This window comes from Pseudarthrobacter phenanthrenivorans Sphe3 (genome assembly GCF_000189535.1).
In the GTDB taxonomy this organism is placed as follows: domain Bacteria; phylum Actinomycetota; class Actinomycetes; order Actinomycetales; family Micrococcaceae; genus Arthrobacter; species Arthrobacter phenanthrenivorans.
Genome location: NC_015146.1, coordinates 120,501 through 145,954, shown reverse-complemented (window position 1 = coordinate 145,954; position 25,454 = coordinate 120,501). Strand labels below are relative to the sequence as shown.

The following is a 25,454-nucleotide window of genomic DNA, read 5'->3' as shown; positions in this document are numbered from 1 at the left end:
ATTAGTCCTCTTCGTAGGTGCGCAGTCGGCGCCTTCGCCGTACTGGTTCAGTGATGCGCGGTTCGTCACGGCTGGTGACTGATGGAATGCGGTCGTTGATGGTGCGGCGCAGTTCTCTCCGGCGCGCTCTGCGTGCGGCCTCGATGTCACGCAGGCTCAAACGAAGGTTGGGGTGATCTTCGTCAATGGCGACGCAGACGAAGGTGTCGTGGTCATAGACGCGGATCTCGGATACGTCCCGCGGGTCGTATCGGATGGTGACGGTTTGCCCCACGAAGGGCGCCAGAGTGGGCGAGAGGTAGCGCTGGCCTTGAAAGTGGATGCCGTCGCGTTGCACGGTTCGGTTCTTTGGAACTGTCAGGAGGAGTCCGTCGAGGTCCTCCAGGGATTCGGGCATCCGGGGAAGCCAACCGTCCGCGACCCAAGCATCGCGTGGTGAGACACCAAGTTCGCTGTGGGGCCGGTCGTTGTAGGCGGCGACGAAGCTTCCGATGGCGCGATCCAGTCCCGGGAGATCGAGTGTGGGTTGTGGTTTCCTGTTGCCCGCTCCCAGATGCCCGGGGAGGGTAGGAAGAACCTCGGTGTTTATGGTTCCGAAGAACCGTTCGATCTTTCCTCTGCCCTGGGGACGGCCGATGGTCGAGTGGATGATGCGGACGTGCAGCTCGATGGCGGTGCGTTCGAGGTGGTGGCTGGTGAAGTCGGAGCCGTGGTCCACGTGCAGGATGTCGGGCAGCCCGCACATTGCCCAGCTGGGGTCGCTCTTGCGCCAGATGGCCTGCCGGAGTGCCAGGGCCGTGTTCAGTGCTGATGGTGCACCGGTGAAGATGGTGTAGCCACAGAGCGCCCGGGAGTAATCGTCGATCACTGTCGTCAGCCATGGCCGGTCGGGTTTACCGGTGGCGCCGCTAATGAGGATGTCGAGTTGGGTGTGGTCCGCTTGCCATATCTGGTTGGGCCGGTCGGCGCGGCGGCGAAGGACAAGTTCATGCCGGTCCCGATAGGATGCGGGACCTTCAAGAGCCAGGGTCACCAGGGCAGGGTCGAGTGCTTGGACTATCCCGCGGACAACGGAGTAGCTCGGCGCCAGCGCACCTCTTCTGCCCGCTTCGGCCACGGCGAGTCTGTGCAGCGTTGCCATGCTCGGGCGGGGCTTCGTCAGTGCAAGTCCCTCGATAAACCTAACCATTCCTGGGTCTAAGCGCCGCGTGCCGGCATCGGCGCGCGGTCCCAGGTCGAGAGCACCCGCACCACCAGCCCGGTAGAGCCGAAGCCAACGTTGAAGAGTACGGGTGCTGATCCCGGTTTCACGGGCGAGGGCGGCAAGGGGAATCTGGTCCTCGACGTGAAGTCGAAGGACTCTCCAGCGCTCTTCGCCGGTCAGGAACACCTACATCGTGATGCCCTCGCGCGCGGCGAAGGCTTGCTGGTGGCGGTAAAGAGTCGCACGGCTCCAGCCCACGAGGCGGGCCGCGTCCTCGGCGGTGCGTCCCTTCTCCCGGGCATCCTGCGCGATCGCCAGCTTGTCCGCAATGACAAGCGGATCCGTCAGCGGCCGGCCAAAGCGTGTTCCGTTCTGCCTGGCAGCGGCGATGCCGGCATTGACTCGCTCGACGATCAGCTCGCGCTCATACTCGGCCAACGTGGCGAGCATGTTAAGCATCAGCCGGCCCGTCGAGGTCGCTGGGTCAATACCGTCTGAGATGGATCGGACCTGGACGCCGCGTTCTCTCAGCAGGTTCACGGTGTTTAGCACGTCGATCAATGACCGGCCCAGCCGATCGACCCGCCACACCACGACGGTGTCGCCCTCCTCTGCGTACTCGAGGAGCCTCTTCATCCCGGGCCGCTCGATCGCCGTCCTACTTCCGGAGGTCACGTCGGCGAAAACGTCGCGCTTCTGCACGCCGGCGGAGACGAGTGCGTCGAGCTGCAGCTGGGCATCCTGGCTCGACGTACTCACCCGCGTATAACCCAACTGCCTCATTAGGCCATTCTGGCTCAGAAAGTCCGTCACGGGCCACCGCTGAGACGATTTATAGTGAGACGCGTTTCCGAGACATAGGCGAGCCCGGCTTCTCAGCCAGCTGCTAACCCTCCTCAGGTCCATACCAATGTCTTGAAAAGCTTTTGATTTTCAAGACACTAGGCAGCTAAGAGCTGCGGCCGGCGTCCGTTTGCCGCACCTCATCGGGCAGTTTCCCGGGGGAGCCATACGGGAAGCATCCAGAGTCGGAATGACACGGGTCTCCTGAGCCAGCGGTTTCCCCTCCGGCCCGCCGGAGAGGACCGGCTAACGGGACGACTTGCGGACAAAGACTTTCGGGATGTTTTTCGGTTTGGTGAAACCTTTTTGGGTGTTCCCGGACAATACAGTGCATGGGGACAGTTAATTCTGCGGACGAAGAGCTATGGGCGCGTAGTCTTGCCGGCGATAGCGCCGCGTTCTCCGCGCTGTACCGTCGGCACCGAGACCGAGTCTTTCGTCACGCGTACCGCATTTCCGTAGGCCACCACACTGCCGAGGACGTTACGGCTACGGCATTCCTTGAGCTATGGCGTTTAAGAAACAAAGTCCGACTGGTCGACGGGTCGATACTTCCTTGGTTGTTGGTCACCACCGTCAACGTGGCCCGGAACAACAGCCGAGCCCTCCGGCGACACCAAAAACTCGTTCAATCGCTTCCGCGGTCGGAGGACGCGCCGGATGTGATGGAGGAATTCTTCGCCGGAAGTCCCCAGGATGCCTTGAATAAGGAACTGTCTGAGGCCCTGCGATCACTCAACCTCACGGACCGGCAACTCGTCAGCCTCGTGGTGTTCGAGGGTTACACCCTCGCCTCGGCTGCCAAGTTGTTGGCTATCACGCCCTCGGCAGCAAAAACGCGCATGCACAGGGCCCGTCAACGGATGAAACTCTCCGTCGAGCACTCTTACGTTCCCGCGATGGAAGGAAATCAGTCATGAATGGACTGCACTTCGATGAACGGTTCAGTGATGCTTTAGAGGCAGAGCTGGTCACTCGCGTGCAACAGGCCGCCCCCGGCAAATCCCGAAGTGGTGCTCGGCTGTGGGGCGCCGGGATAGTAGCCGGCGTGGCCGTCCTTGGCGGCGTTGGTGCCGCTGCAGCAGGGATCCTCGTCCTACCAGGGGGCGAAAAAGTAACCCCGCTGGGATCAACCGTTGAGGGAACATACACTGGCCAAGCGACCATCGACCTCGGAACAGCGCCGGAAGGAGCAACCGGAGTACGCGTGGAACTCATATGCCTGAGCACGGGCAATTTCACGTACCCGGACGGCGCCTCCAGCAATTGCACCCAGAAAGACATCGGCGGCGAAGCTAGCGACGCCATATATACCGTGAAATATGCCGCTGGAATGGAACGCTTCACCATCGTCACGGAACCGGACACACGATGGAAACTCACCGCGAAGTACGTCCACGAGGAAATCATCGAGTGGGCACGTAACGCAAAAGGCGAAACCTATGGCGTGATCAATGAACGCGGCGAACCAGACCTCATCGCCGTCGCAGCCACCACAGGACAGTCCGGCTACGTCTACAAAAACGATCTCAAGGAAGCCAGCGGCAATGTAGAGGGGAAAACATTCAGCAGTCCTGAAGAGGCTATGGCCTGGATCGACTCGCACCGGGGGAAGCCCATCCCGGTGTATGACAAAGAGGGCGAAACAAAAGTCGGAGAATTCATCAGCGGCCGGTGACCTGCTGATCCGACCTCAGCCTTCATCCGCGTCCGTTTAGGGCACCCTGCGGACATCGCGAACCCCGCGTACTCAGGATCAACCAACTCGAAACCATCACCGATGACGTCGTGGACGCAGCAGCAAGCGTCCTCGTCATCGGGAACTAGCGACACAGAGCGAAAACAGAACGCCGCCACCTAACGGACAAGTCCACAACTCTTTTCGGAGACCTGCCGAGCGTATGTCAGAAACGGTCGTTATTGACCTGTGCTGAATCGAGCGGAGCAAATGAAGAATCACACAGTTTGCCTCTCCCCCAATTCACCTCTACGTATATCCCCGCAGCGGGTCCACATTGACCTAGCCAACATCGAACCTGAACCACACCAACTTCAATGGCGTGCGACCTCGCGGTACACCGCACAGCACGCGACAGCACCACACCAGTACCACACCGGTACTAAGCCGCGACAAGTAAAGGCAAATGAACCTCGTACCGGCGGTTATCGCTTCCCCTCGGAACCCACAGCCGAAAGCACCGCACCAGAACCGAGCTGGCACCGCCCCACCTTAGGACACACAACACACCGGTACCGCACCAGCCTGAGCCGACACCACCACAATCGCCCCAGCACCACCCGAACTAAGCATGGCACCACACCAGTACCATACGGGTACCGCACCAGCCTGAGCCGACACCACACCACAACCGCCCCAGCACCACCCGAACTGAGCACGGCACCACACCAGTACCATACCGGTACCGCACCAGCGCCAGCACCACACCAGCCTGAGCCGACACCACACCACAACCGCACCGGCACCACACCACAGCTAGGACAGCACCAGACCAGTACCACGCCGGTACTGCACCGGTACCGCACCAGCCTGAGCCGACGCCACACCACAACCGCACCGGCACCACACCAGTACCAGACCAGTACCGCACCAACCTGAGCCGCTGAAGCGCTACATGCGGCCCCTAATACGTGCCACAACAACCTTTCGGAAGATCACCTGCACCACGCCGAGTACCGTACTAGTACCCAAAAGGGGCGGCCTGGCACTAGAGCGCCAGTGGCAGAACCTAGATAAAACTGCGGGCGGCACCTCACCAGAGGAAACCGCCCGCAGAGACACGTAGGGGAGTGGGGGAGAGGCCTATTCGGAAAGGCTCGAACCGTACTTTTCCTCGAGGATGGGCCAAACGAGGCGCTCCAAAATCTTTTGCTGGCTCATCTCCTCGACGAGGGCTGCAGTGCGCAGCAACTCCAGCTGGGAGGTGCTGGCACGGAAGTTGATACCGCCGGTCTTCGGCTCGCGGTTCCGCTGTTTCCAGGCTTCCATAGCTGGAGCAAGGATGCGGGCCCTGGGGGAGGGCGAATCAGTCGCCTTCGGCACCGGCGTCTTCGACGTGCTGGATTTCTCAACCTCATATGCCGACGGTTCAGCCGGCTGGGGGAGTGCCGTTACAGGAGCAAGAGGTTGTTCTGCCTGGGCAGCAAAGGCCTCTATCTGCTTCTCGGTCTGCGGATCAGTGCGCCCCCGCTGCCTCACCATGCCAGAACCTCCTCTGTTAGAAGCTGAATCTCACGTTTGGCTTTGGAGTCCTTCATCTCGACCACACCTAGCCCTTCCGAGACGCTGGTCTGATAGACCTTCCGTTCGTGCAGCTTGGTGCGGGCTACGCGCAGCTCGGGGAAATCAGCAAGGTAAGTGCGTGCCTCGGAATCGGAGTCAGAGAACACGTTGGTTGGGACCCGGTTGAGGACGGCAAGTGCCTTCAGCTCAGGATTGAAGTCCCGGGCCTGATTGATAGTGACAACCAGACTCTCGGTTGTGTCGAGGTCGGGCTGACTCGGAGGGATCGGCACGAGCATGAGATCGGCAGCTGTCATCGCTGTCCGCATCTCCGAGGAATCCTTACCGGGTGCGTCAACAATTACAGCGTCATATTTGTCGGCCAAATCAAGCAGCGTCGCGCGAAGGTTGCCGGTCTGGCGAACGGTGGTGATGGGGGAGTACCCGCTGTCTTCGCGGTCCTTGGCCCAGGTGCTGGACGTCTTCACGGTCGGGTCAGCCTCGACGATGATGACGCTCTTGCCTTTGGACGTGAACTCTACGGCTATATTCACGGCGATGGTGGACTTTCCAACCCCGCCTTTCTGATGCGCGACCAAAATTATCACTTGGGATACCGTCCTAGTGTGGTGTCGGTGTGGTACCACTCTGGGGTCAGACGGGTACCACTGGGTTTGAGCTTCGAAAGCCGATGGTCATACCGGGCCTTCTTCTACATCAATAATTCCGCAGTAACTATGCGCACCTTGGGAGGCGCGCCGCGGGCTCAATCCCCGTATCACCCCAGCGTTAGGGGGTGCTCCATACCAACTATCAAAACTCGCCCCTAGGCGCATGCCCGCGGATCGCTGCTGGCCTTATTGCCAGTTCAGCCGGTGCGACGGAACGCTATGTCCGAGAGTGACCAGTCGTCGGGCGGCCCTTCGAACATTTCCCATGGGTAGTCATCGTCAGGTGAGAGGAGTTCAGCAACGGTAGTAACGTTCTTAGCCAGCCACTCACGCCAAATAATGCGATCCGTCCGGTACCGCTGAACCTGGACAACCACGGCTTCCAGTATGCCAAACCGCTCAGCCAGCTGTTTGAGGGATGTGGCCGCTACGATTGACCAGGCACGGCCAGCATCGCGGCTGATCAAGTTCCAAGCTGCGAGAATCTCGAGCGCTTCGTGAACGGCAGAGCGGGACAGTCTAGTAACGCCAACAATCTCGGTCGTAGACAGCGCGGGAGAGTGTTCCAGTGCTTCATAAACGAATGCTGCCGGCAGACCCAATTCCCGGAAGACTGGCCGGAGGCCGTGAATCTTCCCTTTCTGCCAGCTAGCTTCCTCGGCCGCGGTCTTGAGCTCCTCGGGGACAGTAAGCATGTACAAATCTCCCTTGGTGCCGCGCGCTTCTTCAACCAAGGTCACAAGTGGGTCCTTCTCAACACGCAGCTCCCGCAAGTGCAGGCTAACAGTGGTGTGGTCGAGGCCAGTGGCCACAGCAATGGATCGGACACCGAATTCAATGAAACGGGACCCTGTCTTGTGGGCTGCCTCCCCCAAAGCCCGCAAGACCATCCTCCTGGCCATCCCACTCCTGGATTGCTGGTAGCTGACCTCCCTGATCCTGAGAGCACTGCGCCAGGACCGGATGTACTGATGCTCTGCATCAGGGTTAGTAGTTGGATCTAAACCCTTTAGTGGCCCCGCCTGTGTATTTGGCTGGCTTGTGGGGGATCTGCGGACATTGTTCTTTCCGTTCCTACTGGCCGGGTTTTTGCTGAGGTAGGCGAGGGCATTCATCCAGTCCCGTCGCAGGGACGGGAGCCTGTGCCGGGCGGCGTAGCGGGCGTAGAAGGAGGCCAGTCCGGGCCAGGTTCCCTGGAGCAGCCGGCGTTCAACGTCCACCAGATCGAGGCCGGCGGCAGCGGCTCCGACGATGACTGCTTGGCGGGCGTCTGAATCGGTTGCGTAGCGCTTTGTGTCGTATATGCCGGTCTGGGCAAGCACCTGCATGGCGCGGGACATGCGGCCAACAGGCTGGTCCACAACTGGTGCCGCGGCGGTTTCCGGAGTAAAGGTTGCCTCCTGGCGGAGTGCCCGGACGGCCTTGATCTCTGCGGCCAGGTCTTTGGTCATCGCGGCCCAGACCGCGGCACTGTTGGGGCGGCGTACGATGTCGTAGGCCATGGACAGGCTCATTGCCAGCTCCTGGTGGCCGCCCCGTTTGTGGGGTGAGCCGGGGGTTCGCATGCAGCCGTGGAGCAGATTCTGGTGCGGGGTCTTGTCTAGGGTCCGGTACCGGGTGCCTAGCGCCTCAACAAGATCACGCGCTTCGGAAAATGTGACCCGCTGCGCCAGCGGGACGTAGATGTGGCGGCCACCGTTGGGGGAGTAGTCCTCGATCCAGCGGGCCTCGACCGAGTGCAACCAGGTCTGAACGGCACGAACATCTGCGTGAACCCAGTCCTGCCCGGCTACCGAGGAGTCGAAGTCCAGGAAGATAGCAGCGCAGGTGCCGTCCTTGCCGAAGATCCGGACTGCCGCGGGAACAGACGGAAGTGCCTCGGTGAGGTTCCGTTCGTGTTTTTGCGGATACGACTTACCAGCGTCCTTGGAAAGGCGGACCCGTGGCTGACCTGCGAGAGCAGGTGCAAGGGCGGCCCAAGCTTCTGCGGGAGAACATGACGATGAGAGGTTGCGCGACACGCCAGAAACAGGTATGGCTGGCGACGCACATGGGAGTCCATGTACGATGAGAACAATCCTTTCGGGGAGAGTTGCTGTGACAGGCAATGAAAAGAGACCGATCCTGGCAGATCGGTTTTGCTACACAAATGAAGCCCTGTGAAGGACTTCCAAACGATTCGCGTACTGTTCGCCGGCAAGCATCCCAGTACGTGAATCAGAAGCTTCGACGGCCCTCCTCGTGGGGGCCGTCAACTTTTAAGAAGCTAAGCGGCCAAGTGGCAACTCCTCCTGCTGAACGATTGCGTGAAGTCTAGTTTTGGCCAGGCGTTCTTCAACCACATCGGACAGCCAGTCACTTACGTACTGATACCCCTCCGCTTTGGCAATCTCTTCCATTGCATCGGCTTTCGGAGTAGCGATGCGGAATCCGACGAATTTGCGGTCGCCTTTGGAGCGTCTGCCCGTACGAGTAGTTGGAGCCATCATCCCTGTCCTTTGAACTACAGCAGCCGGGGCTGCTTCTACTTCATTAGAGTGGTCGGGCCGGAAGACCTGGCGGCCCTGAAGGAGTGAAATGCTGGACCTTCCAGCTCCTCTGAAACTGAAACTACCACCGGGGACTACCCCACCTCGGTATTGAAACAGAAACAGTTCCCGGCGTGTTGAAACAGAAACTGGCCGCTGCAACCGACTGGTCACCAGTGTCGTAATGCCGCGTTCTGGTTCACTCGCCGAGATGCGCTGAATAGCAGTGGATAACACTTTGCGGGCCCTCGTGCGCTTGAGGATGTGGTCAGGAAACGGGCGCGCTTCGCCTTCGTGGCGTGTTGCTTTGGCATTTCTTTGCGTGGGGAGCATATGCGTTCTGTCGCCTAGAAACCTTTGGCCACTGCAGCGGCTGCGGCAAGCCAGGCGCGTTGGGTGGCGGGTTGGAGGGCGTCGTAGCGGATGGGTCCGTTGACGAGGGCGGGGTCGTAGGGGATGCGGAGCACGGCCCGTACATGCGGGGTGAAGCCGTCGGCGATCCTGCGGGCCTCGTCTTTGGCGCGCTTGAGCGCGTCGCCGCTCATGCTTCGCTTGGCATCGGTGGATTCGGACACGATGACGACGGCGTTGCGTGCCAGCTCGGCATCGTGGCCACCACGGGATTCGAGGGTTTGGAGGGTCAGGCGGGCGGCTTCGGCGCGGTCTTCGATGGCTGTCACTGGGACCACGAGCTGGTTGGTGTGGTGGATCATTCGTCGCCAGTTGGCGGCGCGGGCGGTGTTACCGGAGTCCATGACGATGAGCCGGTAGTAGCGGGTGAGTACCTGGTGGGCGATGTCCACCTCTTCGGCGGTCACTTCGTGGTCGCCCTCCTCGTTCTCGTCCGAGCGCAGGACGTCGAACTTGTCCGAGGTCTGATGGTGGACAAATTGGGCGATCTCGGCTGCCTGGGCGCTGGGGGAGAGCAGCGCCTGGGAGGAGTCGATGAGATCAAGGACGCTGTTGTTATGACCGCCCTTTTCGGTGCGCCAGCCCAGCGTGCCCTGGGATTCGTTGTTGTCCCAGGCGACGGTCGCAGCGCCGCTGTAGCGGGCCAGGATCGCGCTGAGCATGACGACGGTGGGTGTCTTGTTCGCTCCGCCCTTGCGGTTGACGACCGCGACGGTGCGGGGCCCTGGCCAGTGCTGGCTTACGACGCGGATGTCTTCGCGTTCGGCCAGTTCCTCGGCCGAGGGGTCCATGCGGAAGCCGAGGCGGCTGAGAGCGCCGCGCCAGCCCCGGGTTGCCGGCTGGAGCACGGGCGCGCTGATGAGGGACGAGGTGTCTTTGAGGCTGCGCCGGGTGGCAGGCTCCTCAGCGGAGGCTGTAGAAGCCGGTGCTGGTCCTTGGGCGGGCGCGGCTGTAACAGCTGCACCGAAGGTCACCGGCGCAGAGCCGGCTGGATCCACGGGAGATTCCTCGGACTGCCGGGCCTCGGAAGCCGGAGCAGGCGCGACCGTGGTTTTGGCCGGTTCGGGCGAAGCGGCGGCCGGAGCAGACTCAGGGTCCTGCTCCCGCTTGGAGGTGCGCTTGGCCGGAGCGGCTTCGCTGACGACGCCTTCGGGGGAGACGATAATGAGGCCCTGCCCGTCCGGGTCGGTGGTGCTGACGCGGACGGGTCGGCCGAGCTGGGCAGCGGTTTCGGTGATGATGCGCAGGGCGTCGGTGAGGACGGCGGCTTCGTCGGCGGCCTCGATCGCGTGGGAGGTCCCGTTGATGGTGACTTCGCCGGTTCCGTTGGTGCGGAGAACGGCGTTGATCTTGGGGAAGTCGAGCGCTTGGGTTTCCATCATCTGTCCTTACTTTGTGCCGTTCGGGGGAGTGATGCGGTTGACCTGCCAGGGCTTGCCGGCCCCGGTGCGGAGCAGTTGCACGTTGTAGTCGCCGGCGTCGGTGGGAAACACGACATGGCAGCCGAATCCGTTCTTCTCGTCGATGTTGAGTTGGCCCGGTCCGGTGATCCTGGTGACCGGAATGTTGGCCGGGTCAACATACTGGTAATCGGCGGTGGCCTGGGCGGTCAGGAGCTGCCCGAGTTCCTGGATCCATTCCTTGTCCGTGACCGTGGGACGGGCGTAGAGCGTCATGGCCTTGGCCGCGGTCTCGAGCGCGGCGGTCTTGCTTGCCTCGTCCCAAGCGATGCCGAGGGTGGCCGGCGCTGTGCCGCCGGGAGCCTGGGGCTTGCCGCCCGCGCTGAGGGTTGCCGTGCTGGTGGTGGACGTCGTCGGCAACGGTTCGGCGGGTGTCGAGGTGGAGACCGGCGCGCAGGCCGTGCAGACGAGCAGAGCCGTAAGGGCTGTCAGGGCGCGTTTCATGGTTCCTCCGGTGAGTCGCTGCCGGGCAAATAGAGAAAGGCGCTGGGAGCGACGTTCTCTACGGTGCGGGTGTAGTAGGTGTGGTCGTTGGGGGCGGGGTTGCCGTTGTAGCCCTCTTCGAGGAAGCTGCCGTCACCGTTGACGGCTTTGACGACGGCGACGTGGCCGTAGGTGCCGTCGGCACCGCCGGTGCCGGGGGAGTACCAGACGACCGCGCCAACACGTGGGGTTCCACCGGTGGGCCAGCCTTTGGCGTCCCAGCCGTCTTTCCAGGAAAGGGCCGAGCCGAGCACTGCACCGTCCGGCCGGAAGGTGCCGTTGTGGACCTTGTAGGGGGCGCTGGTGCTGCCGAGCTGCTGGTTGACGCGCCAGAGCGCGAAATCGACGCATTCGCGGTTGTACATGCCCAGCGGGGACGGCTCGTAGATCTTGGCCGTGCGCCACGGCAGGTCATCGTCCTTGCCGGATTGGCCGGGGATCCCGCAGGAGCTTTCCCCGCCGGCATCGGTGACCGGCACGTCGCCCAGCGCAGCGACGACCTCGACGGCGGCCGCCCAGTAGGACTGGTAGTGGAACGGGTCGGCGTTGCGCTGGACCCGGTGGGCGGCCGTGGTGGGTTCAAGCTGTTCCCACCCGCCGACCATCTGCAGGGCGGTGAAGAAGTTCGTGGCTGACGTCGTCGGGTTCATCCGGTCCGGGTATGTTCCCCAGGCGCCGTTGTCGCGCTGCTGGAACAGGCCCCGGGAGTCAGGTCCCGGGCCGTCGCCGTAGTCCAGGACGCGGAGCCCGGATTCGCCCATGGCAGTCATGACACCGATCGTCTGCCCACGGGCAGACAGGCCAAGGGCTTTGCCTGCGTTGATGATCAGGGCCGCGTTCTTCAGCTGCTCGCCCTCGTAGCCGGCGACAGCGACCTTCGGCAGCTGGTCTGCGTCAACGCTGACGCTGGACCCGGCAGGTGAGCAGACGTCGGCCGCGGCCTGGGAGCCCCCGCCGAACAGGACCATGGACAACACCAAGCCGACGGGTGCGAAGACGGCACCGGCGACCAACGCAGGCGCAGTCGTTCGTGACTGCATGTGTCCCCCTCACATCTGCTCGGCTGGTTCGCCCTAGGGCTGGTCCTCGTCGTTCACTTCCGGTGTCTGGCCCTTCCTGAGTGTGTTCCGGTTCTCCCAGACCCAGTCCTTGACTTGATCTCTGGCGATCAACCATGTCTTCTCGACTTGGTAGGCAGGAATCACTCCGGTTTGGAGCCAGCGGTAGACGGTGTTTCGGGACAACCCGAAGATCTCTTCGAGGTCCTGAGGCGTAAGACGCTCCGGGTACTTGGCGAAGAGTGCTTCCAGGTACTTGGGGTCCACGCTCAGTCCGTCCCACCGCATAGAGCCATCGTAGACCACAAATTGGTACTGTGATGTACTGGAAGTGACTGAAAGGTACTAAAGCTGTTGTTGGGGGTCACTTTTGGCCTTTCGTGTCGGATGGTACCGATACGATCTTTGCGGACATTAGTAGGGGATGTGAAATGCCGGTCTCAAAGAATCGCTGGGTGACGCTCGGCGCAGAAACTATCGACGAACCCGTTCCAGCTATCCCGGAAGAGCCGCCTTTCATCCCTACGGGGGCGACGAGGCCACAGCTGAGTGTGCCGCAGCCGGACCAGGCGGACCGGCTTCCCCGAAGGAACGTTGCGGGGAGGGAACCGAGCTTTTGGTGGCTCGGCGTCCATGGCGGCGCCGGCGAAACCTCGCTTGCACGCCTCGACAAGAGCTCCAAGGCCGCCGAACATCACTGGCCTTTGACGGCAGCCGGATCCGTGATCGTCCTGGTTGCCCGGTCCAATATCCCAGGCCTTCGCGCAGCACGGTTGGCAGCAACGGAATGGGCCTCGGGATCTCTTCCCGGGATCCACGTCGCAGGCCTCATGGTCATGGCTGACGCTCCCGGACGGCTCCCCAAAGAGATCCGCAACTTCGCCCGCGTCGTCGGCGGGGGAGTGCCCCACATGTGGCATTTCCCGTGGGTAGACGGATGGCGCTACGGCCACGAGATCGCCATCGAGGAACTTCCCAAAGAAGCCCGCACCACCCTTGAACAGGTGCACATCGCAATAACGGCCACCGCCGGACTCCCGGCCACGTAGAAAGAAGAAACTCATGTTGTTCTCCAAGGCCATGGAATGGTCAAGCTTTGCCATCACCGAGATACCGAACCCGGGCACAGGTGAAGCCCCTCCCGGTTCCGAAGGCCTGCTGACGATCCTCAAATGGGTCGCATGGATCGTCTTCGGCCTGGCCGTGGCGGGCATCCTGATCACAGCCGGAACGATGATGATCAACAACCGACGCGGCGAGGGCGGCGAGCATGCCGGCCGCCTGGCATGGGTCCTCGGCGGCTGCATCCTGGCAGCCTCCGCAGGCGGCGTCGTAGGCGCCCTGGTCTAAGGACCGAGCCATGACTGAACCGACAGTGAACGAAGACCAGAATCCGCTGACCAAACCTAAGTTCATCATCTCGGCCGTTGTCGTGGCGATCATTGTCGCGCTCGGGATAATCCTGGCCCTGGTTCCCAGAGGCGGCGGAACGGCATCCCCTGAACCGAGCACCACCAGCACGAGCACCAGCAGCGGCCGATCTACCGCGACGTCGGCGGCCAGCGTATGCGGCCTGCCATCCGGTGACCAGGCCAAACCAGCCACCACACCCACCGACACCAAATGGGAGTTGGTCGGCAAGATCGCCGCACCAACATCACCCACGCAGTTCGGCCCCGGCAAGACCGACGCCAACGGCCTCCGCTCCTGCTTCGCACACTCACCCATGGGAGCCCTGTACGCCGCGTCGAACGTCGCCGTACTGTCCGCCACGGGGAAGGCTCGGCTGGTTTATGAGGAGCTAGCAGTCCCTGGACCCGAACGCGATGCACTGCTGAATCAGCCTGAGCCGCAAGCGACATCAGCTGTGACAGCGCAGATCGCCGGCTTCCAAATCCGCTCGTATGACCCCGATCGAGCCGTGATCGTCATTGCTGCAAAGGGCAGCAACGGTGCGCTGGTTTCCGTTCCTGTTCCGCTCCAGTGGCACAGCGGCGACTGGAAGGTTGTTGTTCCCGCAACCGGCAGCACGGGCGGAGGACAGATAAGTGACTTGTCCGGGTACATTCCCTGGTCTGGTGTCTGATGGCCTGCGAAGGATGGGACGCCTTCAGCATCGGCTGCCATGCAGGCGCGGCCTTAGAGGACGTCGCCAATGATGCCGTCAAGAACATGGCAAAAGCTATTGCCGATGCCGTTGGACAAACAGTCCAAACACTCGGGACATTTTGGCTGAACGTGGGAACTCCCGCTCTAACCGCAGCCCCGGGAGGGTCCACCGCGAGTGACCCGGTGTTGTTCCTGCAGAACAGTCTCTACTTCTGGACGGCTTCCCTGGCTGTGATGTCTGTCCTCGTGGGTGCAGCCAAGATGACGATTGAGCGCAGGGGTGCACCCTTGCGGGATCTGGTGCGTTCGCTGGCGACCCTAATCGGCGTCTCCGGCGCCGGTGTGGCAGCAGTGGGACTGCTGACAGTCGCGGCCGATCAGTTCTCAGCCTGGATCATCACTAATTCCACGAACGGGACCTCGTTCAACGAAAACATCACGGCACTGTTGGCGCTTTCGGCCACCAGCCCGATCGGGTCGATCATGATCATCCTCCTGGGGCTCATCGCGATTCTGGCCTCCGTAATGCAGATAGTGCTCATGATCATTCGTGGCGGCCTTCTCGTCATCCTGACAGGGATCTTCCCTACGGCTGCAGCTTTCAGCAACACCGAGGCCGGCAGGGGTTGGTTCCAGAAGTGCACAGCTTGGTTGATCGCTTTCATTCTCTATAAGCCCGCGGCCGCCATCGTCTACGCGACGGCCTTCCAGCTCAGCGGCAGCAAGATCTTCGGAAACGTTGGTGATGGCAAGGACTTCGGCTCCGCGCTCCTGGCAACGGTCACCGGACTGGCTCTGATGATCATTGCCTTGTTCGCCATGCCAGCCCTCATGCGGTTCGTCACGCCGATGGTTGGTGCTGTCGCTGGCGGCGGTGGCGGTCTGGCCGCAGGGACGGTCGGCGCACTGGCGTCCGGCGCAATCAGCATGGGCAGCGCCGGACGCGGCGGCGGATCATCCACCAGCTCGACGACAACCAGTAGCACCTCGAGCCAGAGCGCTGGATCGCAGGGCCCCTCGGGCACTGGCAGCCAGGGAACGGCAGGAACGTCCGGCACAGCGGGGAAGACAGGTACCCGGAGCGCCGGAGCCACTGGCGCGGCAGCATCTACCGGTACCGGCAGTGCTGCTGCAGGCAGCGGAGCAGCCGCCAGCGGTGGCGCTGTGGCCGCGGGCGCGGGCGGTGTCGCCGTACTGGCCGCACAGAAGGGCGTTGAAGCAGGTCAGGCCGCTTCCGGGGCCATCAAAGACATGAGCGAAGAATCCACGGAAGGTGCCTGAGATGGCAGCGATCGAGAACACATATAGGGAACCGACCTACGGCAACTGGCGGCGTCCGCGTAAGGCGGGCATCGGCACCCTTGGTGGGCTGGCAACAGCCGGCTTGTTTGTTGGCCTCATCATCACGGTGATCTGTCTCTTTGTCGGCGGCTGGTTCGCCGGGCTCATTGCCCTGCTCGTCCTCGGGGTGGCCCTTGCCGTCGTCTCGGTGACCGACAAGCACAACAAGTCTGTAGGGGAGCGGATATTCGCCCGGCTGGCGTTCCGCTCAGCACGGCGCAAGAAGGCCAACATCTACCGCTCCGGTCCGTTGGGACTGACCCCTTGGGGCGAGTTCCAGCTGCCAGGAATCTCTGCCGGCTCCAAGCTGTACGAGTTCACCGACTCCTACGGCCGCCCGTTCGCACTGATCCACCTTCCCGCCACCGCGCACTACACCGTTGTCTTCGGCACCCAGCCCGACGGTGCGTCCTTGGTCGATCCTGAACAGATTGATGCCTGGGTGGCTAACTGGGGCGGCTGGCTGGCCTCATTGTCCAATGAGCCAGCTGTCGTGGCTGCATCCGTCACGGTCGAAACCGCACCCGATTCCGGGGCACGGCTGCGCCGGGAAGTTGAATCGAACATCCACGACGACGCCCCTGCCATCGCCAAGGCCATGCTCCGGGAGGCCTTGAACACCTACCCGCAGGGATCGGCCACGATCCGCGCATGGGTCGCGCTCACGTTCAGCGCCGCTGCCCGGGCAGGCGGCAAACGACGCACCCCAGAAGAAATCGCAAGGGATCTCGCGTCACGGCTTCCCAGCCTGACCGAGCGCCTGGAATCCACCGGCGCCGGGGCGTGCGCCCCGTTGAACGCCCAGGAACTGTGTGAGGTCGTCCGAGTCGCGTACGACCCTGCAGCCGCCCGGCTCATCGACGAAGCCCACTACCAAGGCACACCCGTTGACCTGGACTGGAGCGACGTCGGACCGTCCGCCCACCAATCCAACTGGGACGGCTACCGCCATGATTCCGGGCACTCAGTGTCCTGGACAATGACGGGCGCACCCCGCGGACACATCCTGGCATCAGCGCTGGGCCGCCTGGTCGCACCGCACGGGGAGATCGACCGCAAGCGCGTCACCTTGCTGTACCGGCCGATCGAAGCCGGCCGCGCGGCCGCCATCGTCGAGTCAGACCAAACCAGCGCCCTGACCCGGGCCTCCTCGACCAACCGACCCACAGCCCGCGCCCTGGTCGATGCCCGTGCGGCGCAGGCCACCGCAGCGGAGGAAGCCAAGGGGGCCGGCCTCGTCAACTTCGGCATGGTGGTCACAGCCACGGTGCTGTCCTCCCGGGACCTTGAGGACGCCGTCGCCGTCGTCGAGGGCAACCTCGGCCCGTCGGCCCGTCTGCTGTTGCGCCGTGCCTACGGCTCACAGGATTCTGCCTTTGCCGCGTCCCTGCCGCTCGGTCTGGTTTTGCCCAAGCACTTGAAGGTTCCCGAAGAGATCCGCGAGGCCATGTGATGTTCGGCAGCAAGACCAAGCACCAGCGCACACAGGCCCCAGCCACGAAGCTCGCCGCCGCGGTCGCCCGCCGCCCCGGCCTGCGGGGCTGGCGCGGCAGCGGACAAGGCGAAGCCGTCTACGTCACCGCAGCCGACGAATGGCGCGGAACCTCGGTCCAGGTCTGCGGTCTCTGGCCGTTCGTGGGCGGCAGTGGGACCCCGATCCTGGGAGTGCCGATCGGCGTTCACACCGACACCGGAGCCCCCTTCGGGGCCGATCCGATCAGCTGGTTCATGCACGGCATGATCAACAACCCCTCCATGTTCGTCCTCGGCCTGCCGCACTACGGCAAGTCCACCCTGGTCCGGCACATCGTCCTGGGCCTGGCAGGCCGGGGCATCAACCCTTTGATCCTCGGTGACCTGAAGCCGGACTACGTTGACCTGATCGAAGCCCTCGGCGGGCAGGTCATCAGTCTGGGTCCTGGACGCGGCCACTTGAACGTCCTGGACCCCGGTGAAGCCACGGGAGCCGCCGTCAGGCTGCTCGCCTCTGCCGAGGAACACCGGGCCAAAGCGAATCGGACCCTGAACAATCCAGCTGCCGACCAGGCCGCGGCCGCGCCGCTTCTCGCGGCAGCGGTGAAGGCGGAGAAGCTGGCCGAACAGCTGATGGCCGACTCGCACAACCGGCGCCTGAACATGATCACAGCGCTGATCACCATCGTGCGAAACGCCAAGCCCAGCGCGCACGAGGAATCCCTGATTGACCGGGCCCTGCACATCCTGGACGAGCGCCTGGACCGCGTTCCCCTGATCGGGGATCTGATCGAGGTCATCAAAGACGCCCCCGACGAGCTGCGTGCCATCGCCCTGGACCGCGGCGACATGAGCCGCTACCTCGACGCGACCGACCAGCTGCGCCAGTCGCTGTACTCCCTCGACGGCTCGGGCCGCTTCTCGGACATGTTCTCCCAGCCCACCGACCAGCCGATGGACCTGACCAAACCCGTGGTCTTCGACCTCTCGGGGATCTCCGACACACAGCGGGACATCCAGGCGGCCTGTCTGCTGGCCTGCTGGTCAACCGGCTTCGCCACCGTCCAGGTCGCCCACACCCTGGCAGACGCTGGCCTGGAACCGCGCCGGAACTACTTCGTCGTCATGGACGAACTGTGGCGGGCCCTGCGCTCCGGTGAAGGCATGGTGGACCGGGTTGACTCGCTGACCCGGCTGAACCGGACCGAGGGTGTCGGGCAGGCCATGATCACGCACACTATGAGTGACCTCGAAGCCCTGCCCACGGAATCGGAACGGATGAAAGCGCGCGGCTTCGTTGAACGCTCCGGCATGGTCGTCTGCGGCGCGCTCCCCGGAGCCGAAATGGAAAAACTCAACAAAGCCGTCACCCTCTCCCGGGCCGAGCAGGCCCGCCTCATCTCTTGGGCTGACCCTGGGTCGTGGACGGACGTCGGGGGATCCCGCAAACGGGGACGTCCGGGCCTGGGCAAGTTCCTCTTCAAAGTCGGCGGCCGCCCAGGGATCCCGGTCGCGCTCAAGCTAACGAGCGTTGAGGAGAAACTGCACGATACAAACAAGCGTTGGACGATAAACAGCGGGAACGGCGAGGGGGAGAACTGATGGGTGCACCAAGCAGCGGCAAGCGCTCCCGGATGGATACCGAAACTATCCTGCTGTGGGTGTTCATCACCGTCGTGGTGCTCGGTGTCGGTTCGGTGGCCGGCGCCGTGCACCTGGGGTCAATCCTGTCCGGTGATGGCCAGAAGCTGCCGGCGAACCCGTTTGAACTGGTCTTCAGCCTGCTATCGCAGAAGGTCATGTGGCCCGCGGCCGCGACAGGGGTACTGATCGGCTTCGGCGTCCTCATCATCGTCGTGGCCGTTCTGGTGGTCCGTGCGGTGCTGCGGAAACGGTCCAAGCGTTCCCGTGTGGACGCTGCCGCCCAGCACATGGCCAAAGGCCGGGACCTGCGCGCCCTGAGCCTGCGAGGTGCCACAGCCACGGCCGAACGCCTTGGCGTGAAAGGCTCACCCGGCGTCCCGGTCGGCAAGACCGTCCTCGGCGGACAAATGGTCTACGGCTCCTGGGAAGACATGCACATCGACATCTGGGGACCCCGCACAGGCAAGACCACATCCCGGGCAATCCCTGCGATCCTCGCCGCCCCGGGAGCTGCGCTGGTGACCTCGAACAAGCGGGACATCGTTGACGGAACACGCGACGTCCGTGCCGCTGAGGGGCCTGTCTGGGTCTTTGACCCGCAGTCCGTCGCCCTCGAGGAACCTTCCTGGTGGTGGAACCCCCTGTCCTACGTCACCGATGAAGTGAAAGCGGCACGCCTGGCAGACCACTTCGCCGCAGGCTCCCGCGGCCCGGACGCCAAAACGGACGCCTACTTCGATCCAGCCGGCCAGGATCTCCTCGCCGGTCTCCTGCTCGCCGCAGCCCTCGACGGCCGGCCGATCACGCAGGTCCACACCTGGCTGACCCGGCCTGCTGACGATGAAGCGGTGGACATCCTCAAGGCGCACGGCTTCACCCAGACCTCCAACGCCGTGGGTGGCGTCATCAACGCACCCGAGAAACAGCGCGGCGGCGTGTACGGCACGGCGCTGCAGATGGCCTCCTGCCTCACGAACCGACAAGTGGCCCGCTGGGTGACCCCGCAGGGTGAGAAGGACGAGCGGCCGCAGTTCGATCCGGCAGCATTCGTCCGCTCCAAAGGGACCCTGTACAGCCTGTCCAAGGAAGGCAAGGGCACCGCCGGCCCGCTCGTCACGGCACTGACCGTGGCCACGGTCGAGGCCGCCGAAGAACTCGCCGTCCACTCACCCGGCGGTCGCCTCGCCACACCCATGGTCGGTGTCCTGGACGAAGCAGCCAACGTCTGCCGCTGGCGCGAACTCCCAAACCTCTACAGCCACTACGGCTCCCGGGGCGTCGTGCTGATGACCATCCTCCAGTCCTGGTCACAGGGTGTTGAAGTGTGGGGCCGTGACGGGATGCGCAAGCTCTGGTCCGCCTCCAACATCAAGGTCTACGGCGGCGGTGTTGCCGAAGCCGAATTCCTGAACGAGCTCGCACAGCTTGTGGGGGAATACCGGTACTCCAACATGACCAGAAGCCGCTCCAAACAGGGCACCTCTTACAGCCACGACGACGACCGCAAGGAACGCACTTTGGATGTGTCGGACCTGGCCGCGTTCCCTCGCGGTCGGGCCATCATGTTCGCCTCCGGCGCCCCTGCGGCATTGCTGGAAACGGTGCCGTGGATGAGCGGACCGCAGGCCGATGCGGTGCGGGCCTCCATCGCCGCACATGACCCCGCGAACAAGCCAGCGGCCGCGGCCGGGAGCCGGTGGATCGCCGCTGGCGCCTCCAATGAGTGAGAGCCTGGGGGAGTGGGACGATGAACTGGAGGACACCGCCGCCCCCATGGAACGGGCCGAGGAGGACTCGGACGCCCCTGAACTGTTCTATCCGAATGTAGCTGAATTCGTCAGCGGCAAGCTGGCCGCCAGCTACCGCCGACAGCTCAACGTCCAGGGCGGGGTGACCTGGTGCCCCCAGTGGTGGAAACACGCCGAAGCGATCAGCCGCCTCGAAGCGCTCTGGCGGGCATGGGAGTTCCTGCGCCTGGATGGCACCACAGGAATGAGCGTGTGGTGGCGGGACCACGCAGACCACCACATGTCGGTCCTGCTCTCTACTGATGGGCCATTCAGGGGCTGCAGCCCGGACGACGGCCACCGCTCCAAGCTCGTACCCCTGCCCTGTGAGGAACCGCCCCCGGGGCTGTTCTAAACCGGATTCCGTTAGCCAACGCTCAAAGTGACCCCGCGGGCTGTCCATAGTTGGGGTCAATCCGGGTTATCCACGGCTGCGCATCGGGAGCCATCGGGAAAGCTCCCTCAGCAGCAGTAGCGGTGGATAACCCATCAGGATTGTCCCCGGCTGCGGACAGCCGAACTAATTGCCCGACTCAGGTGACCTGCATTCCTGCCCTTGCGCTAGTGGGAAAGGACTAGAACCGGCACGGGAAGGGTCCGACTACACCCTAAGATTCTGCTATGCGAAACCTTGTTGCCCACCCGCCCTACCTCACTCTCGGGACGGAACGATGAGCCAAGTGAAGCCTGGCTGGCAGGGTACGACTCAGCACGGCAACGCATCTGATCTATCTCGCTGGCTGGTTCACCTCACTCGTTCTGAAGAAGACCTAGTCTCCATTCTCAAGACCTGCATAATCGAAGCGCGGGTGCCCTACGGAGCTGGGCGGAATTTTAGCGAGGTGCGCAATAGGCACCGGTCCGTATGTCTAACGGAGATCCCGCTTCAAGAGCTATCCCGCATGACCTCTAAACGTCCTTGGGGGATTGTCTTCGATAAGGAACGCCTCCGCGCGAAGTTCAATGCACAACCTGTTTGGTACGTCAGCGATCCATCCCCTCAGTGGGATGCTCTCGCTACTGCGATGGCGGAAGCCCGCGACAACAAACATTCGCCGATTTGGAAGCTAACACCTTTTGTCGAGCGTGTCGGAAGTCTCCAGGGCAGGAATCCAAACGATTGGCGCTGGGAGCGCGAGTGGCGGGTTCTTGGCAATCTGGAGTTTGACTTTGCTGATGTCGCCATGATCGTCGCGGACAGTGATGGGGCGCCAGCCTTTCTTGAAGAGGTTTCGCTCGGCGTGCCTTGGGTGTCTCGTGAAGACTCCAGCGTTCGGTGGTCCGGAGGATTTACCCAGGGGTGGGAGGACGAGATTGAGAGCATGCTCGAACGCTTCCATGAACAGTTCCTTAGCGGTGATGCTGCAGGGGTGGTCTGGGACCCCGAATATCAGACGCAATTCTCCATGGTCCCTGTCCTTGAGACCGCTGATGCTATGGACGAAGCATTCGGATACCTAGCTCCTGAGCTTCAGCAGGTACTTGAGGAAACTCTAGACAAAACCAGCACGATATGGTGCCGGATGTACGAGCTGACGCAGGTTTATGAACAGTCTTAGTCCTTTGAGACACGTACACGAGTTGCCTTTCGCGGCACGCGAAAAAGGCACGCTCGAAGGGCTGGAAACGGCGGACCAGTGATTTTCAGAAGTCGTCTGCACAAACGGTCGTTTTGTTCGAAGTGGCCTGCACCAACCGTCATTTTGGCTGATGTCGCCTGCACGAACCGCGGCCGGCGTTACGGACTATAGGCGTTCGGGACCATCAGACAGGCGTTCGTGCGGCCGGTGGCTGCGGCGTGAGGCGTCTGAGCACGGGGTCAAGTCGTGTCGGTCCAATCCGTTAGTCTGGCCGAATGGGAAACGGCATGGGGGTATGGCTCGGAGGGGAAGTCGTCGACGAACCTTCAAGTGATCAAAGTTCGGAACGCATCAAATCTTGGCTGGCAGCGTTGCTTGACGGCGAGCATCTGTCGCTATTAACGGGCAATGGCCTAACCACAGGGGTGGCATTCAATGCGGGACTTGAAGCACCGTCCATGGTTGGAGAGTCTGAGTTCGGAAATTTCACCCAACAAATACTTGAGGACGCGGCTGCGACGTCTGCCCGCATGGGTCGCGGCGACAAGCCAAACATTGAAGACAAGCTGCGCAGCGCCCAGACGGTCCTTGACGGACTCGCCATCATCCAACCGAACCAAAACGAGACCAGCGTCCTGAAGGCCAGTGTCGAAGCAGAGTTTGAGCTGCTCTTGAGATCAGTCCTAGATTTCGAGCGTGCCCTCCGTGGTGCAGTCGGTACGGAGAAGTATCAAACGGCGCTCAATTCAGCTGCCCGGTTTCTCCTCGCTTTCGCGGCGCGCCCCGGCGGCCGCGAGCGTCTTAACCTGTTCACCACGAATTACGACAGGCTCCTTGAACATCTATGTGATCAACTAGGCCTGCGGCCGCTTGACCGGTTTGTTGGTGGACTTGAGCCCAAGTTCCGCGCTTCCCGGCTCGACGTCGACATGCACTACAACCCGCCAGGTGCCCGCGGTGAACCACGTTATCTCGAAGGCGTGCTGCATTTGGGCAAACTCCACGGCTCATTAGATTGGAAATGGTCCGAGTCCCAGGGAGTCCATAAAACGATGGTTCCATTCGGGGCGAAGCTTGGCACCTCTCCAAGCCCATGGTCGCAGAACGTCCTGATTTATCCGCGAAGCACCAAGGACATCGAAACTCAGCTGTACCCGTACGCCGAACTCTTTCGAGATTTCGCCTCGGCTGTATGTCGGCCGCACTCAGTGCTATTTACGTTCGGATATGGCTTCGGTGATTCACATGTCAACCGCATCATCCAGGACATGTTGACCATTCCCTCGACACACGTGGTTGTCTGCAGTTTTGACGCATCTCAATCCATCGACAATTGTCTCGGGGAGTTCAGCACCAATACGCAAATTTCAGCGTTCGTAGGATCGCAATACGCAACGATTGATGCCATCGGAAGCTGGCTTCCGAGGCTTTCATCAGAACCGCTAGTACGCAGGCAAGGGAACTATCGTTCCACCGTAGATGCGGCAAAACCTTCTTTAGCTGATTCTTCACGAGATGCCAGCGGAGACTCATGAACACACCCGTCTCTGAAGCTGCGGCCCGTGTCATCGGCCGAGTGGAATCAGTTCGTGCCAGCGAGATCAAAGTACTCCTCGAGACCGAGGCGCCGCAGGCGACGGCATTCGGGCCGAGCATTCAGCGCTTTCCGAGGATTAACGGCTATGTAGTCATCCCTATTGGATCGGGAATGCTGGTCGCAACGGTCACGGCTATTTGGATGGACCCTGCCATCGTGCCCCTGCGTCGAAACCCAGATCAAAGCATCATCGATCTCCCCTATCCCGTTCGCAGGCTTACAGCCAGCCCTATCGGGACGCTCCAGTTCACCTCCGGGCGAGATATTTTGCGGCTCAACCGCGGGGTTTCTGCATTCCCGCCTGTTGGCTGCGAGGTCGCACTACCGACCAGCGCCGAGCTTCGAGCGGTGGTTGGAACGGCCGGTCATGGCAGAGTTCACATTGGCACAGCGCCGTTAGCAGACTCGACGAAGGTGTTGGTCGATCCTGATCGCCTATTTGGTCGACACCTGGCTGTCCTCGGCAACACAGGCAGCGGAAAGTCGTGTTCCGTCGCCGGACTCATCCGATGGTCACACGAAGCAGCCAGATCATCCATGAACGACGGTGAATCACCGAACACTCACTTCATCGTCCTAGACCCGAACGGCGAATACGCCCCGGCCTTTAAAGACAACGATCATGTTCGATTGTTTCAAGTATCGCCAGACAATCTTGGACCTGACGACGGCACCGGTGCCCAGGCAGGTGCAACCGCCAGCCATTTCAATCTGCCAAGCTGGATGTGGAACTCCAGAGAATGGGCAACGTTCACCGGTGCCGCATCAGCCACTCAACGGCCGGCGCTCCACCAGGTTCTAAGACATCTGAGGTCCGGGGCAGCGGCCGCCAATTCGTCCCACCGCTCCCTATTCTCAAAGCTCCGAGCCTATCGGCAGCTCCTGTGGACAATGATTGAAAACGGTCCGGCCGGGGTCGCGGATTTCCCTGGAAAACAGAACTGCGGCCAGCTTCTTAAGGCAATGGCGGAGGACCTGCAGCCTCATCAAGCGGAGGACGGAAGAATCCTTCCAATAGTCCAGGCCGCTAGGACGCTACATCAATCACACGAATCCGTAAGCAGCGGCCGCACCTACTACTCGGCGTTCTCCGTGCAGTCGCTCACCGAATTCTTGCCGAGAATTGACGCCATCGTCTCAGACCTGGAATCCGACCCGATCCAGTACGACATCAACATCGACTCTCCGGTCCCGTTCCGGCTGGAGGACATGCCCGGCCAGCTCAACGCACTGCTGACTACTACCGACATGGCGGACAACGCGAAGTATATGTCCGGCCTGACACTTCGAATCCACGAGATCGTGGGAGACCGCCGACTCAAACCCATCATCGCTCCAGAGGGTGATAGGGATCTGGCCAAGTGGCTTGAAGAGCACATTGGCCTCGTGAACTCGCCCAAAGGACAAATCACAATCATCGATTTGTCGTTGGTGCCATCCGACGTATTGACGCTCAGCATCGCAGCATTCGCCCGCCTCACATTCGAGGCCTTGCAGCGTCTTCGACGGCTCGATCAGGACACGCTACCAGTCGCCATGGTCCTCGAAGAGGCCCATAACTTCATCCGTAGACCCACATCCGAGGAGTCCGGAGAACTTTCTGCCGCCGCCCTGTGCCGGGCAACTTTTGAGAAGATTGCCCGCGAAGGTCGCAAGTTCGGGCTTGGCCTTGTTGTTTCTTCTCAACGACCTTCCGAACTCTCGACCACGGTGCTGGCGCAATGCAACACGTTTCTGCTGCATCGCTTGGTAAATGACCGCGATCAAGATCTAGTCCAGCGGATGGTCCCCGATAGCCTGGGTGGCATATTTCAGGAGCTACCGAGCCTGCCGTCGCGGCAGGCGATTCTTCTGGGGTGGGCTACCGAGTTGCCGGTTCTGGTGGAAATGCGGGAACTGGCCGAAGGCGATCGTCCACGTTCGTCCGATCCTGAATTCTGGAACTCTTGGATAAGGCAGACGGGCCCAAATACGACCTGGCAGCAAGTCGCCGAGGACTGGCAGAGGCCTTAAAGAATGCCGAA

At 62.1% G+C, this 25,454-nt stretch carries 23 protein-coding genes and 1 pseudogene; 14 read left to right on the top strand and 10 right to left on the bottom strand.

The window, feature by feature from the left end; genetic code table 11:
- Position 1: 1 nt before the first annotated feature.
- Together ASPHE3_RS20455 and ASPHE3_RS20450 are read right to left on the bottom strand one after the other, a co-directional pair.
- Complete coding sequence (locus tag ASPHE3_RS20455) at positions 2 to 1,384, bottom strand: Mu transposase C-terminal domain-containing protein (RefSeq protein WP_081459914.1); 1,383 nt, start codon at positions 1,382 to 1,384, stop codon at positions 2 to 4.
- A gap of 6 nt (positions 1,385 to 1,390) precedes the next feature.
- Entirely contained in the window at positions 1,391 to 1,987 is a 597-nt protein-coding gene (locus ASPHE3_RS20450) for a recombinase family protein (RefSeq protein ID WP_013603067.1), read from the bottom strand.
- A 392-nt stretch (positions 1,988 to 2,379) separates the two neighbouring features.
- Between ASPHE3_RS20450 and ASPHE3_RS20445 the strand changes: the two genes are divergently transcribed.
- From ASPHE3_RS20445 to ASPHE3_RS22980, 3 genes and pseudogenes are all read left to right on the top strand, one after another.
- Complete coding sequence (locus tag ASPHE3_RS20445; RefSeq protein WP_013603066.1) at positions 2,380 to 2,967, top strand: RNA polymerase sigma factor; 588 nt, start codon at positions 2,380 to 2,382, stop codon at positions 2,965 to 2,967.
- A complete protein-coding gene (locus tag ASPHE3_RS20440) occupies positions 2,964 to 3,725 on the top strand; it encodes a hypothetical protein (protein WP_013603065.1) in 762 nt (253 codons plus the stop codon). Before ASPHE3_RS20445 ends, ASPHE3_RS20440 begins: the two co-directional genes overlap by 4 nt.
- A gap of 65 nt (positions 3,726 to 3,790) precedes the next feature.
- Positions 3,791 to 3,874: pseudogene (locus tag ASPHE3_RS22980) on the top strand (AAA family ATPase); the annotation flags it as partial.
- A gap of 994 nt (positions 3,875 to 4,868) precedes the next feature.
- Here the strand turns inward: ASPHE3_RS22980 and ASPHE3_RS20435 are convergent.
- From ASPHE3_RS20435 to ASPHE3_RS20405, 8 genes are all read right to left on the bottom strand, one after another.
- Positions 4,869 to 5,267 carry a hypothetical protein gene (locus ASPHE3_RS20435; protein WP_013603064.1) on the bottom strand — a complete coding sequence of 133 codons (399 nt, stop codon included), beginning with the start codon at positions 5,265 to 5,267 and terminating at the stop codon, positions 4,869 to 4,871.
- Positions 5,261 to 5,896 (bottom strand): AAA family ATPase, encoded by a 636-nt coding sequence (locus ASPHE3_RS20430; protein WP_013603063.1) that lies wholly within the window; start codon positions 5,894 to 5,896, stop codon positions 5,261 to 5,263. Before ASPHE3_RS20430 ends, ASPHE3_RS20435 begins: the two co-directional genes overlap by 7 nt.
- A 260-nt stretch (positions 5,897 to 6,156) precedes the next feature.
- Positions 6,157 to 7,995, bottom strand: a complete 1,839-nt coding sequence (locus ASPHE3_RS20425; protein ID WP_409372058.1) for a MarR family transcriptional regulator — start codon at positions 7,993 to 7,995, stop codon at positions 6,157 to 6,159.
- Between the two features lie 222 nt (positions 7,996 to 8,217).
- A complete protein-coding gene (locus tag ASPHE3_RS21795; RefSeq protein WP_148258204.1) occupies positions 8,218 to 8,448 on the bottom strand; it encodes a hypothetical protein in 231 nt (76 codons plus the stop codon).
- A gap of 386 nt (positions 8,449 to 8,834) precedes the next feature.
- Positions 8,835 to 10,280: a MinD/ParA family ATP-binding protein gene (locus tag ASPHE3_RS20420; RefSeq protein ID WP_013603060.1), complete on the bottom strand. Its 1,446-nt coding sequence runs from the start codon at positions 10,278 to 10,280 to the stop codon at positions 8,835 to 8,837.
- Positions 10,281 to 10,286: 6 nt separating this feature from the next.
- Positions 10,287 to 10,802, bottom strand: coding sequence for a hypothetical protein (locus ASPHE3_RS20415; protein ID WP_013603059.1), 516 nt, complete (start codon positions 10,800 to 10,802; stop codon positions 10,287 to 10,289).
- Positions 10,799 to 11,881: a CHAP domain-containing protein gene (locus ASPHE3_RS20410; RefSeq protein ID WP_041653611.1), complete on the bottom strand. Its 1,083-nt coding sequence runs from the start codon at positions 11,879 to 11,881 to the stop codon at positions 10,799 to 10,801. Before ASPHE3_RS20410 ends, ASPHE3_RS20415 begins: the two co-directional genes overlap by 4 nt.
- Positions 11,882 to 11,914: 33 nt before the next feature.
- Positions 11,915 to 12,187 (bottom strand): helix-turn-helix domain-containing protein, encoded by a 273-nt coding sequence (locus ASPHE3_RS20405; protein WP_011689726.1) that lies wholly within the window; start codon positions 12,185 to 12,187, stop codon positions 11,915 to 11,917.
- 167 nt (positions 12,188 to 12,354) lie between these two features.
- Between ASPHE3_RS20405 and ASPHE3_RS20400 the strand changes: the two genes are divergently transcribed.
- From ASPHE3_RS20400 to ASPHE3_RS21785, 11 genes are all read left to right on the top strand, one after another.
- A complete protein-coding gene (locus ASPHE3_RS20400; RefSeq protein WP_013603057.1) occupies positions 12,355 to 12,948 on the top strand; it encodes a DUF6668 family protein in 594 nt (197 codons plus the stop codon).
- Between the two features lie 13 nt (positions 12,949 to 12,961).
- Positions 12,962 to 13,249 carry a hypothetical protein gene (locus tag ASPHE3_RS20395; RefSeq protein WP_009358107.1) on the top strand — a complete coding sequence of 96 codons (288 nt, stop codon included), beginning with the start codon at positions 12,962 to 12,964 and terminating at the stop codon, positions 13,247 to 13,249.
- Between the two features lie 10 nt (positions 13,250 to 13,259).
- Positions 13,260 to 13,985 carry a hypothetical protein gene (locus ASPHE3_RS20390; RefSeq protein ID WP_013603056.1) on the top strand — a complete coding sequence of 242 codons (726 nt, stop codon included), beginning with the start codon at positions 13,260 to 13,262 and terminating at the stop codon, positions 13,983 to 13,985.
- Positions 13,985 to 15,289: a hypothetical protein gene (locus tag ASPHE3_RS20385; protein ID WP_013603055.1), complete on the top strand. Its 1,305-nt coding sequence runs from the start codon at positions 13,985 to 13,987 to the stop codon at positions 15,287 to 15,289. The genes ASPHE3_RS20390 and ASPHE3_RS20385 overlap by 1 nt, the downstream gene beginning before the upstream one ends.
- Before the next feature lies 1 nt (position 15,290).
- Positions 15,291 to 16,802, top strand: coding sequence for an SCO6880 family protein (locus tag ASPHE3_RS20380; protein WP_041653608.1), 1,512 nt, complete (start codon positions 15,291 to 15,293; stop codon positions 16,800 to 16,802).
- Positions 16,802 to 18,424: a hypothetical protein gene (locus ASPHE3_RS20375; protein ID WP_013603053.1), complete on the top strand. Its 1,623-nt coding sequence runs from the start codon at positions 16,802 to 16,804 to the stop codon at positions 18,422 to 18,424. Before ASPHE3_RS20380 ends, ASPHE3_RS20375 begins: the two co-directional genes overlap by 1 nt.
- Positions 18,424 to 20,193 (top strand): type IV secretory system conjugative DNA transfer family protein, encoded by a 1,770-nt coding sequence (locus ASPHE3_RS20370; RefSeq protein WP_013603052.1) that lies wholly within the window; start codon positions 18,424 to 18,426, stop codon positions 20,191 to 20,193. The genes ASPHE3_RS20375 and ASPHE3_RS20370 overlap by 1 nt, the downstream gene beginning before the upstream one ends.
- Positions 20,186 to 20,608, top strand: coding sequence for a DUF4913 domain-containing protein (locus ASPHE3_RS20365; protein ID WP_013603051.1), 423 nt, complete (start codon positions 20,186 to 20,188; stop codon positions 20,606 to 20,608). The genes ASPHE3_RS20370 and ASPHE3_RS20365 overlap by 8 nt, the downstream gene beginning before the upstream one ends.
- Before the next feature lie 547 nt (positions 20,609 to 21,155).
- Positions 21,156 to 21,812, top strand: a complete 657-nt coding sequence (locus ASPHE3_RS20360) for a hypothetical protein (protein ID WP_041653605.1) — start codon at positions 21,156 to 21,158, stop codon at positions 21,810 to 21,812.
- Between the two features lie 296 nt (positions 21,813 to 22,108).
- The gene (locus ASPHE3_RS21790; RefSeq protein WP_148258202.1) at positions 22,109 to 23,368 is read left to right on the top strand and encodes an SIR2 family protein; all 1,260 of its coding nucleotides are present in this window, start codon (positions 22,109 to 22,111) and stop codon (positions 23,366 to 23,368) included.
- Positions 23,365 to 25,443, top strand: coding sequence for an ATP-binding protein (locus ASPHE3_RS21785; RefSeq protein ID WP_013603048.1), 2,079 nt, complete (start codon positions 23,365 to 23,367; stop codon positions 25,441 to 25,443). The genes ASPHE3_RS21790 and ASPHE3_RS21785 overlap by 4 nt, the downstream gene beginning before the upstream one ends.
- Positions 25,444 to 25,454: the final 11 nt, after the last annotated feature.